This is a genomic window from Arthrobacter sp. L77 (assembly GCF_000816565.1).
GTDB classification, from domain to species: Bacteria; Actinomycetota; Actinomycetes; order Actinomycetales; family Micrococcaceae; genus Arthrobacter_D; species Arthrobacter_D antioxidans.
In genome coordinates, this window is the sequence record NZ_JWSU01000006.1 from 683,506 (window position 1) to 695,537 (window position 12,032).

Annotated in this window: 5 protein-coding genes; 2 read left to right on the top strand and 3 right to left on the bottom strand. The window is 58.7% G+C overall.

Annotated features, from left to right (window positions below):
* Positions 1-1,020: 1,020 nt before the first annotated feature.
* Together RY94_RS17955 and RY94_RS17490 are read right to left on the bottom strand one after the other, a co-directional pair.
* Entirely contained in the window at positions 1,021-1,965 is a 945-nt protein-coding gene (locus tag RY94_RS17955; RefSeq protein ID WP_156135177.1) for a DUF6492 family protein, read from the bottom strand.
* Positions 1,966-3,375: 1,410 nt separating this feature from the next.
* Positions 3,376-5,748, bottom strand: coding sequence for a heparinase II/III domain-containing protein (locus tag RY94_RS17490; RefSeq protein ID WP_082046347.1), 2,373 nt, complete (start codon positions 5,746-5,748; stop codon positions 3,376-3,378).
* Between the two features lie 1,042 nt (positions 5,749-6,790).
* Between RY94_RS17490 and wecB the strand changes: the two genes are divergently transcribed.
* Both wecB and RY94_RS13385 read left to right on the top strand, forming a co-directional pair.
* Entirely contained in the window at positions 6,791-7,939 is a 1,149-nt protein-coding gene (gene wecB / locus RY94_RS13380; protein ID WP_043445855.1) for a non-hydrolyzing UDP-N-acetylglucosamine 2-epimerase, read from the top strand.
* Between the two features lie 38 nt (positions 7,940-7,977).
* On the top strand, positions 7,978-10,656 hold the full coding sequence (locus RY94_RS13385; RefSeq protein WP_082046348.1) for a heparinase II/III family protein: 2,679 nt from the start codon (positions 7,978-7,980) through the stop codon (positions 10,654-10,656).
* A 46-nt stretch (positions 10,657-10,702) separates the two neighbouring features.
* Here the strand turns inward: RY94_RS13385 and RY94_RS13390 are convergent, their stop codons facing one another.
* Positions 10,703-12,031, bottom strand: a complete 1,329-nt coding sequence (locus tag RY94_RS13390) for a hypothetical protein (RefSeq protein WP_043445859.1) — start codon at positions 12,029-12,031, stop codon at positions 10,703-10,705.
* Position 12,032 lies beyond the last annotated feature (1 nt).

Here is a 12,032-nt window from a genome sequence, read left to right on the forward strand (position 1 = left end):
AGTCCCGGCAAGGCAAGGCCCCGTCCATTTCGTCTCGAGCGATTTTGTGCTTGACCGGTCGGTGCAGCGAACGTTGGCTAAATGTCTCGTCTCGGGCGCTTGCCCATACTAAACGGCCTATCCGTCAAATTCGCGGAGAGCCATCCCGCCGCCGGTCCATGCGGGAAGCCGCTACTCGGCCGCCAGCTGACCCGTTCACGCGTTGTCGCACCAGGGAACGTTGGCCTCAGCGCCAGCACACGACTCAGCGTCCTCTGGCGGGACGCTTCGGAACGCAGTGGGACCCGAAACGACTACTCGGAATACAGCTTCTGGACCACCGAGCGAGGTCAACGCGCCCGGCGTGGACGAGCAGATTCGAGTCTATTCTGGCCAGCCCGGCACCGGCATGGAGGCCGGGATCCTAAACCGTACCTCAATGCCGACGGCGCAGTCCCATAAGGCCGCTGAACTCTATTTCGGGATGCTCGAAAAGGCCCACGGATTGGCTCGTGGACTACGGCGCCGACTTTACGGATAGCAAGGGGACGCGGCATTGGATCCGTTCCACGACTACGCCGAGGCGTCCGCACCTTACCCAAGCACAGCCTCCGCTATCCACTCGCCGCCGAAGGACGCGCGTATGCCTTGGCGAACGAACCGAGCACAACTAAGTGCTAATGGCCTGTTTGCACCGCCACGACTCGGCAGAAACGCCGGACAGGAACTATGTGTACTCCGTTTGAAGCAACGAGGGGCCTAAGCGAAAACGCGAACACGGGCCAGGAACCGCGCCTAGGTGGCCTGAGGCGCGTCCAAGTCCTCGAGTCTGAACCGCTGCTGACGCTACTAATTTTCGGCGACTTCGCCTCCAGCCCCTCCATCCACCCATTAGTCGGCGAGTCCCCGATTCTCCCCCCGACTAACTGCCAAGTGACCCTGTCACTTAAAGAGAACCGATATATACGTATTTTGCAAAACAATGCCTTTTCGTGGACCGTAGAAATGCTCTTAGATTTGTCAAAATGCTTAACAATGGGTTTATGCGACAATCATCATGTTGCTATCTTCAAGAAACCAATCCGAAGACTCTTCAGCGCGAAGCAGGTGCATGGCCCAGAGACTCATGATCGCCTCACGTTGTTGCCCAGTTAACTGAGCCAATCTAAGTCTGTGGAGCCCGAAGATTAGCGCCTCTTTAGAACGCATTTCCTCAATTGTACTTATGACCCGGCGAGGATCTTGAGGCCACTTCGTATACAACGTCCTACCGATGCTTGGCCGATTTGCGTATGGGTATGGCCCGCCTAGTGAGGCTATATATCCATAATACATAAAGAACTCTGTAGTTTTCTCATGAATCTTGCTGTTGAAGACATTGCTGAAATTTGTGCCAAAATCTTCTTCGACCTTTGTAAGCAGTCCAAGGACATAGCTGCGAACCATCAGATATGGAGTTACTGTAGGTGGTGATTCGACAATCGCTTTCTCACTTGTGACACCAAATATGTTCAATGAATTGCGAACATAAGGCAACCATCCCTGATTTGTTGGCCCGATAGTAGTGATTGGCAACCCGTCGTAGAAAAAGTCCTCCACTCGGGAGTGGTGAATAAAATGATTCTTTGCATCCAGTAGCAAGTAATATTCACTCTTCAGATACCGCGCAATCGTGAGCTTTAGCAGCTGTTGACTTCGCCAGCCGTCAGATTCTTGATTACTGGCAACGTCGGCGCCGTCGACGAAAACCATTTTCTCACTCAGGTCTTGCGAAATTCTATATGATGTCTGCGAAATCAGGAAGGACCTAAGGGCGGTATTGTCTTGGCCATTGAGGATTATAACATAGCTATTGACTTTTCCTAAATCTAATAGACGATCAATTGAAAGGATTTGGAGAACCATAAGCCTTGCGTCGCCCTCAAATGCGATAGTTACAACATCTATCTTCTCTAGCAGATTATACTTTTCGATGACACTTCCCAATTCTAGTTAGATGGTATGGTGATGACCTAACTCGGCCTGCGACTTTCGGGCTTATTGTAGTCACGAGGGCGCTCTGCGCTTATTGTCTCGATTCCAGAGCGGAGACATGCCCCGCCATAGCTAGACATGGAACATCGTGCCCTCAAACTCTAGTGATGTCCAACGTCGCCCCCGAAGCCGTCCGTGCGACAGCACGCATCGGCTGCAGGGAAGTTGGCGCCTCACAATCAGTTTCGGGCTGCAGCCGCACTTTTGCGGCCGCCGTGAGCACCCCTAGATCCCCGTTGCTGCGCGAATCAGAGGCACTACACATGGTAGCGACCGGGTCGCTCGACCTGCTTCGGTAAAGTCGACAGGGCAGCTACCGCAGACGCGGAGAAAGATAGTCGCACATGTTTTTTAAACTTTGCGGCAGATGCCAACTCAAGATTTCGCCCCGCCGCTGGTCCCAGTCGCGGGCCCGGCTTGACTCGTGCAATATTGATTCCCCTTCCGACCTGTGCAGCCTAACTTTCGATCTAGAAGAACCACCCGGCAGATCCTCAAACGGCCCCGTCTACCATACGATATTTTTATCACCGACGCGTCGGCGATCGCGGAACTCGTCTGGTGGCTGCGTAAGTGACGATCAGCGGGCCAGAACAGAGTAGATCGTAGACAATTATTCCGCCGGCATCATGCGAGGCAATTGCCTCGGCCGCCCCTACCCAATTGTGCCCATGGGAACTAGGCTCGGCTCGAGCGTCACGGCGCGGCTCGGGTCCTGGCGAAAGGGAATCAGTTGATTCCGGACCCACGCATTTTGACATTTCGGCGCCGCGGGGCACGAAATCCCCGGTTGTATTACTATCGTTCTCGACCGAATGGTACCCGAAGCGCATATGAGAAGTTAGGGTATGTGTCGTGGAAGTGCCTCAATGCCCTGCTTGAGGTAAGGCTTTTCTCTGATGCAGCCTTGCAGGTTGAAGAATTTTCAAATCAACGGCAGGACGCCGTCGGCTTAGGCGAAGTCACTCGGATAAGCAATTCGGCAGTACCGACGGCCTGCCTCCTCCAGAACTTCCGCAACCGGTGAATTTGCCGGTGGCGATGATATGACGGAACCAACGGACGGCCGACCTTCCTTGAGCGCGGCGTAATCCAGGCACACTTGCACTATGGATGCTGGCGGACGCGGATAGCCGCCTCGCTGCCACGAACTTCTCCCCCGTCGGTCCGACACCCTGGAGCATGCAGGAGAGGCTTTGAAGATGGCGAGCTCAGGGCGGTTCAGCCAGGCGCTCCGCCGCGGCTAGCAGGTATCTAAGTGCCTCACTGAAGCGGAGTACGGGCGCCCGTCCTTCTGCGGTCCGCTCACGATCTTGGCACCGCGACCCAGATTACCGTGCCCCATGTCAGCGAGAGCCTCACCTAGCCGATGATTGCAGTGAGGTCCAAGTTAGTAGTTGCGGGCATGGTCAGCTTGATCACCGTCAACTTGCTTCCGTCTGGTCCGGTGCCCGGAGCGGTGACGGCAGAAATCACGGACCCCGAGGGCGCCCCCTCAAACCGCAGACTGGCAGTTTGACCCTTCTTGGTCATGGTCGCCCGCTTGCTTGAGGCATCCACGGTCACGTCAGCATCAGTAACCCATTGCCAGGTCAGCGGAATGCCAGGGCTGGAACGAACGGAATCCTTCACGACGAGGCCTGCATCGCCGTGAATCAACGTCCGCCGAGCCGAGTTGGCCCCCGGCAGCGCCTGGACCATGTCCACGACTGCCGTCGACGTCGAGGGCAAGGAGGTCGCCGCTTTAGCTGAAACGGGCTGATTTACGCCGGTCACCATCAGCGTGGAGTGAGCGCTGGTTCCGGGCTTCCAGTAATCCCAGCGCGTGGTGTCGCCGTAATACCCGGCGGGCTCCCCTAGTTCAGTACCTGGGTCCACCGCCCATTGGACGCCCCGTCGGAAGAAGGACAATGTACCCAGATCCAGATGGGCGTGGTTGACACTATTGTCGCCGCCCTTGAGCGTCGCCGTCCCCTCTGAGGAATGCAAGGCGGCGAGCCCGGTGTGCGGAAACACGCTGTCACGCTTGGCAGGGAGAGCACCGGGCTCCGTCCACCACCACATCAGATAGGCGTCGGGCTTCTTTTGGAGCTCTACTGACACCCAGGCGGCCGCCGCTGGATCCTTCCGGGAGAAGGCATCCCATGCCGGCATGAGCGGACTCAAGGCGTCAGGTTCAGCATCTGCGAAAGGGGTCGGCAGATCGTCTGGACCGGTGCTGTTCATCGCATAGTCAGACACTTTCGCCAGTGACGGCATGGCGAGGGGGCTGGAGGCATACACGTTCGGCAGAGTCGAATACAGCGTTGCAAGAGCGCGGCTCTGGTAGGTCCAGTAGCCCGGGCCCTCGCCGGTGCCACCGTCAGTCGTTATGAGCTTGAGGGCCGGCTGAATCGAGACGAGAGATTCTTTGGCGAGGGCCGCAGCTTGCAGCGGCGAGTTCTCCAAGAAAACTGCCGCCGCGACGAAAGTGGCTGAGTTGTGGAGAGCGGCGATGTTAGTGGGGGCATCCACGAAGTTCTCTCGGTCTGCGTGCAAGCACGTCTGCGGACCAATCCACCGAATGAGCGCCGTGTCTTCCATGCCCGCCAAGGAGGTCCAGTCGGCTGATGTCGCCGCCGCGAGCAGCAGATGTGAGGCGCTGAGGGTGTTCATGGATTCAGGCCCGGCCTCAAGTACGCGCCGTGTGTCCGCGCGCAGTGCGTTTCCGGCTTTAGCGTCCCCTGCCTCGAGCCACCCGTAGCCGAGCCTGGCGATACGCGGCGAGAACCCACTTTGGAGCTGTTCGAGAGTCAACACCTCGTCCGCCTGAGTGGAGGCGGAGCGTAGCATCTGCCCGTGAATTCCCGACAATCTAGCATCCGAGGCTGCTCGCGATTTCGCCGCAGCCACAAGCGAGTTGTTCGTCGCTATGCCAGGTCCATTGGAAGGCAGCCTTGGTATGTACTTCTCCTCGGCCACCGGTAGTGCACAACCTCCCGAGAATCCCACCCATCCCCGCGCTGTCGGGACATCTGCTGAGCCGGTTTCCATCTCGTCGCGCCACTGCGGCGCCTGCAACGGCGATGCAGGGAGAACCTGACCAATTGTCTTCAACTGGTTCGCCGTGTCGGCTGCTAGAAGAGTACTGAAGTTGGACGTGCGGGTTTTGATTGCCGCAAAAGCACCTTGCGCGATGCGCGCGGAAGTGAAATCCGCCAGCGCCTTCGTAGCTACTTGCTGCTGTGCGCCTCTGAGATCCTTGATCGTTTTCAACCGTTCCGCACTTGTTTTGACGGTCGCTGCGCGGAGGCTTTCTGAGTCAACGACCTTCGCAGCGGCGGTCATCAGCTCCTGCGTCGATGCGGCGGTGACTACATCGGAAGCTCCGTCTAGGGATACCACGCCATCAGCTATGGAGTCCTTCACATCGAGGCCGTCAGCGCGCGCCAGCAGCGGGATATAAGGACGGGCATCTACGTACTCTTGTTTGGCAGCGTAGATCTTGTTGCGAAGAACGAGTCGCTGCTCGCTAAGAGTCGGGGGTGCTGCGGTATCGACGGGTGTGGTGACCGTGACGGTGGCCGCGGCGGCGTAGTTACCCTGGCCGTCGGAGGCGAACAGGGCGTACGAGTACGTCGTATTGGCCTGGAGCCCGGTGTTGGTGACCGTGGTCTTGGGCGTCGCGGCACTGGTGATGAGCTTGCCCGCCGTGACAGACGTCGGCGCGACCGTGCCGTTGTTCCTGCGGATCATGACNCGAGTACGTCGTATTGGCCTGGAGCCCGGTGTTGGTGACCGTGGTCTTGGGCGTCGCGGCACTGGTGATGAGCTTGCCCGCCGTGACAGACGTCGGCGCGACCGTGCCGTTGTTCCTGCGGATCATGACCGATTTATAGGCCGCCGTCTCCGGGATCGTCCACGACAACGTTGCCCCCGTCGGGCCGGCCGGGACCGCCTTCACATCCGTCACCGCCGAAAGCGGCGCCCCCACGACAGCGAGTCGGGATATTGAAATCAACTCGGCCGCATTGGCCGGTCCTGCAACGGGAGCGGACAGCAACAATGCACTGACTGCAGCAACGGCGATGTGGGCTGACTTAGATTGAGACACAGGTACTTCTCCCCGTACAAACCGGCCCCAGCGGCCAGCACTCAAGCTCGCGTTAGCCCGAGTACGCACACTGTACAGTCCGCATTCTCTGAGCGGAACCGTGTCCTAGATGTGCTGCCCCTTCGCTTGAATGCGAATTGCGCTATGTAGAAGGATCTACACACCTGTCGCCGGGGCGAGCTCGACATCGAGCCCGACACCGTGAACCATCCGGTCTAGCAACGGACCGCCCGACGACGACCGTGACCCGCCCGTGGCCGCTCTATCGAAATCCCAACAGACGCCTTCCAGATGGATTTGAAAACGGACTCGACAGGGATAAGTGGCTGCCCACCCCGCTTCGGCCGTCCTCGGTTTCACTAATGGCCTTTTGACCGCTCCTTCGGGCGGGAAACACCCCTCGACGAGCGCCGCCCCGTTGTTCCTCGCGCGAGGCGCAGCCGGTCTCATCTATCTCTTGAACCACGCAAGGCCGTACCTCGATCTGACAGGACGACGACCACAGGTAACCCGGCATCGGCCGCGAGCTCACGGCGTGAAGCGATCGAACCAGCTGGGATGTCGGAGTTGGTTACGAGCCGTTGACGTGCTCAACCCAGATGGTCCCAAGGAGCCGATATACTTCCACGGGCGGCGCTCCACCTGGTCTCGCCCTATCTCAAAGACACGCTTGTTTAAGGATTTATGAAGATCGTCATGCCGATATACGGCACTCGCCCCGAAGCCATAAAAATGGCCCCGATTATTGCGGCTCTTCAAAAGTCAGGGACGCTGTCCTGTGTCGTGACGGTCACCGGGCAACACCGCGCCATGTTGGATCAGGTCAATGAGTTGTTCGACATACGACCGGACCATGACCTCAATATCCTCCAGCAACGTCAGACGCTCAGCTCGATCATGACCAGGACGATCACCGGATTGGATGAGTTGTTCAGCGTCAGCAGGCCCGATGCGGTCGTCGTCCAGGGAGATACCACTACGTCTACAGCAGCAGCGTTTGCAGCCTTCTATCACGGAATCCCTGTGGTGCATGTCGAGGCCGGTCTCCGGAGCGGAAACTTGTTCTCGCCCTTCCCTGAGGAAGGGAATCGGAAAGTCACGTCGCAAATCGCGAGTTTGCACTTGGCGCCCACGTCAGTGAGCAGGGCGAATCTCCGGGCAGAGAACATCCCTGACGGAGACATAGTCGTAACAGGGAATACCGTTATCGACGCGCTGCTTGAGACTGTCGCGAAGAACATTCCCTTTACGGATCCGGCCCTTGAAGAGGTTGCAGCCTCGGGTAAGAAAGTGCTGCTTGTCACGACTCATCGACGTGAGAATCAGGGGGAAGCCATGCAGGGGGTGGGCCGGGCCCTTGCCCGGATCGCTAATTCGGAGCCGGATCTCGCTATCGTTCTTCCGATACACAAGAACCCCGTAGTTCGTGAAGCCGTGCTGCCACAAATTGGCGGACGGACAAATATCCTGGTAACTGAACCCCTGTCCTACGGCGAGTTCACTCGGCTCCTGTCCGTCTCCAGTGTCGTGCTGACTGATTCTGGCGGAGTTCAGGAGGAAGCTCCCAGCTTGGGGAAGCCGGTCTTGGTGATGCGTGACAACACCGAACGTCCTGAAGCAGTGACGGCGGGCACTGTGCGTCTTATCGGCACTGACGAGGAGCGAATCGTCCACGAGGTAAGCCGACTACTGAATGATCAGGAGTACTACTCCTCCATGGCGAATGCCATCAACCCCTACGGGGACGGCCACGCCGCCGCTCGTACCGTTGCAGCTATCGAGTCTCTGCTCGGGTTGGGCGATCGGATCGAAGACTTCTCTTCCCTGTACTAAACGGACGGGATCCCCGGTCCCTCAATCTTCGAGGATGCATGTTCAAGTCGGATCAACTCGCTGCGCTTCAAGCAGTTGTAGTAACGCAACTTCCCAGCATCGCAAATGAATCGGCGCGGAGGAGAGCATCGAATTTCCTTACCGCTGGCGTGGTGTCGTCTCCTTCGTTCCCAGATCTCCCCTTCGATGGAGGTGCTCTTTGGTCCCGCAAGGGGCCGCGAAGCCAGCAACGCTACCTTCATGGCTTCCTCTTCTTCACCGATTGGTTCGGGACCGTCCTTGCAGACGAAACAACGGCGGTCGAGGCGGCCGAACGGGCCTTGCAAGTAGTGCAGACGTGGGCCGGCCTGCACCCCTCTCGGGACCATGCCGCATCCATGGCCTACCACGACGAGACCACGGCGCAACGGCTTATCAACCTGATCTCGCTCCACCCGTTTGTGGTCGACCGGTGCCAAGACGAGGCCAGGACGGTCCTCGAGCCGCTGATGATCACGACTGCCGATCTTCTTGCTGATGATTCTTTTCACGCCACCGGTAACAACCACGGCATGTTCCAAGATCTGGCTCTTTTGTATTGGGCCATCATGTGCGCCCACGATGATGACTCCCGTCGTTACGAGTATTTCAACAAAGCGATGATGCGCTTGAAGCTGTACTTCAGCACCTGCTTCACGAGCGACGGGGTGCATATCGAGAACACCCCGACGTACCATTTGATGGTTTCGCGGCACGTCGCGAATGTGCAGAAGATCGCTCACGCGGCGGGTCATGAGGATTCCGACTACTACCTGTCTCTGGTTCACCGTGCAGAGCGCTTTGCAATTCACGCTCTTATGCCCAACGGGACTTTCCCGCCGATAAGCGACACTCAGCAGACGGACGTCGCTCGTTCGGGCATGCAGAAGGTGTTCCCAAGCACGGAGTTCGCCTTCGCGAGCAGCCAAGGTTCGGTAGGTACCGCCCCCCCGGAGCGGTGCTTGGTCCTACCCGATTCGGGCTATGCGATCTATAGAAGTGGATGGGGAGATGCCAATGCGACCTTCGCTTTCTTTTCCGCCGCCTACAACGCCGATTACCACAAGCACTCCGATGATCTCAGCTTGTTCCTGCGGAGCGGCGGGATTGATTTACTCAGCGAGTCCGGCCCCTATGGCTACGATTACAAGCACCCATTCTCGCGGTACGCCTACTCGCAGTTCGCCCATAACAGCCTTGTAGTCGACGGCCGGAGCCTCCCGCGGACTGATGCTGGACACGACAGGGTGACGCTCCAAAGGCTTGAGGAGCACGTCGACGGCTTCAAAGTCATCGGTACCAACGCCCGATATGAGGACGTCGTGCACAAGCGCACCCTGACGGTGATGGAGGAGAGTGGAATTCCACGGTTCGATCTCGAGGACGACATCTCAAGTGACACTGAGCACGAGTATCAACTGCTCTGGAACCTCGGGACCGAAGTGAGCGTGGCATTGCGAGATCAGGGGTTCGAGCTCTTCCATCAGGGCCGCAAGATGATGGACCTGACAGTCACAGCCGATGTGCCTACTGGCATGACACTGCATGAGGGTGTCAAGAAGCCGCGACCCCTCGGCTGGCGTTTTCCGAAGTTCGGTGAGGCGGTCCCAGCGAAAGTCGTCGTCTTCAAGTTCAAGGGATCTCGCGCCCGGGTAGAAACCCGGATCAGGCTTGCAGACTTCACTTACGCCGACCAGGAGTCATCGATCTCCGAAGAACGGTGGTCCCTGTACTCCGGCGAGATTCCGCTGAAATACCGTTTCATCCCTCGTACTTCCGCGGCCGGCCGTTCTCGGCTCGCGGTGATCTTCAGCTCCGTTGATGACATAGGACACCCCGCTGGCGCCTATGAGGCCACTTTGGAGAAAGCTGGCACCAGCACCTTGTACATCTCTGGGGATGCCAAGGATCGAATCGGTAGTCATCCTACTGGTCAAGAATCCGCTGTCTCCCGCTCTCTGCAGCGCCTGATTCGAGCTGTCGCGGAGGAGAACGGCATCTCGATGGCCGACGTGGTGACCGTTGGTATCTCCGACGGCGGAGCCGATGCCCTGATCCACGGCCTCGCGTTGTCCGTTGGCCGGATCATCGTCGGGATTCCTCATTTTGGCAGTGAGCCCATCGTGTCTGGCCCCGGTGACCACATCCTGCCGCTCGCGCCAAGAAACCTGGCCATAGGCGACCAGGCCGAAGGAGCGCACACACGGGACGAATCCCCTGACACAGTGGTCGAGCACCCGCGGACTTCGATCCTCGTACTCCAAGACGACTATCACGAGGCACAACGGGTTCTGGCCTTGCTATCTGGGCTGCGCGGGACAGGCGCGCCGTCGCTGTGCCTGACAGCACCGGCCGATCTCTCTGGGGCCAATGCCAGGTCTGTGTCCGAGTACTTTCTTGCAGCGAATCTCGAGCAGTGGGTGTCTGGTTCCCAAGCGGAGGCGCTTCCCTACATTCTGACGCCAGATGCAGAGGGAGGGAGCGTCAGTATTAGGGTTCATGCCCCGAAGGGCGCACAGATTTCGTACCGGTTGTACAAGAATTCAGAGAACATCCGTCGGCGTAGCTATTCTGACCAGCAGGTCGCGGTGTTCGACAGTCTTGCCCCAGGAACGTATCGAGTGCGGGTGTTCACAGCGGAAGCCGCCGGGAACCATGTGGAAGCCTTTACGACGCGCTGGGTTACCCTCCGCGAATGATGCCTTGACCGAGGATCGGCTGGACCGTGACCTCGGTGCGCATCAACTAAACGCGGTGGCCACCGACTCGGCCAATCGTTGAATCCCCGAAATCCATGCTCATTACCAGGGGGAAATCGAGGCACTTCACGCTGAGTGTTCTGGTGTAACTGCTCCTCTCGCGAAGTGACAGGCCGAGGGCCTGGGCAGCATTGAGTGGAGGATGCATGGGGAGTATCCCGTAGGCAGCGATTTGACCGTCGATATGGCCGAGCACTTTGTCCGTCCCAACCGCGTCCAGCAGGCTCTCGGCTCCTTTTCGGGACAGCATGTAGCCGTCGGTCCCCCACCCCCCGGTCGAATCAGGACGTGAGCCTAGTGCATCCCATACGTGGGTTATGCCTGTCCCGACCCTCCCTGCTTTCAACGCCGACATCCTCTCGTTGACGAAGAGCACGTCGAAGTCTCCGGCATCGTCCGCCACGGACGCGAGGTCCCGCCAGGCATAGGGCAGGCCGTCATCCTCGATGAACAATGCATGGCTGTCCTGACCTGCCAGAAATTCACGCCACATCGACAGGTGCCCAAGAGCACAGCCGAGGGCACCGCCTCCGATTCTGAGCCCTTGGTGGGATGCAAGATCCCGGCTCGACGAAGGATCGAGGGACCGGCCATCAATTCCCTCGTGCTTCGCTGGGTGAACGCCCAACTTCCCGTACAGCTGCGTGATCAGACCGAGTTTCCGGTGATCCTCCGGCATATTGAGAACATAGACGGGGAGGTCCCCGGTTTGTCCGGCATAGCGGGCCGCGTACTGGATCCGCTGCGTCAGCGCCTGGACAGCGACAGTGCCTCGCTCCGCGACGGTGAAGTCGAGTAATCGCTCGGCATCGGCCCACGAGCCGCTCAATGCAGCCAGCTCAGCCAGCTTCATCCCTGAAGAGGATGGCACCGTCTCCAGCCGTGGATGGTCCAACTCGGCGAGCAGCACCGTCGCTTCTCCCACCCGGCCCGCGGACAGCAGTGTCTCCACCAAGAACACGAGAATGCCGATATCGTCCGGCCATCGGTGGTTGGCCTCCACGAGGAAGTCAGCGGCCGCGCCGTATTTGCCGGCTCGTCGGCCCGCTATCATTCCGGCTGTGGCGTAGAGATCTGGTCGTAGACCCGATTCCCGCAGATCCTCCAACCGTTCGAATGCTGCATCAAGACCGCGCGTCACCCTCAGATAATCGATGTAATTGCGGAAGTCGACCCTCGATCCGTTGGGAATCGCTGACCCGGGCGTCGCGAATCGGTCCTCAAGGTCCTTCGCATGCTTGGCGAAAGCGAGTTGAACATCGGTCTTCATCTCCCACTGATACATCAACTGCCGCCCGAAGGTCTTGGAATCCATG

What these genes read in the sequence shown, in the direction of transcription:
- RY94_RS17490 (WP_082046347.1), bottom strand. Translation starts at nt 5,748, where the DNA reads ATGATCCGCAGGAACAACGGCACGGTCGCGCCGACGTCTGTCACGGCG.
- wecB (WP_043445855.1), top strand. Translation starts at nt 6,791, where the DNA reads ATGAAGATCGTCATGCCGATATACGGCACTCGCCCCGAAGCCATAAAA.
- RY94_RS13385 (WP_082046348.1), top strand. Translation starts at nt 7,978, where the DNA reads ATGTTCAAGTCGGATCAACTCGCTGCGCTTCAAGCAGTTGTAGTAACG.
- RY94_RS13390 (WP_043445859.1), bottom strand. Translation starts at nt 12,031, where the DNA reads ATGGATTCCAAGACCTTCGGGCGGCAGTTGATGTATCAGTGGGAGATG.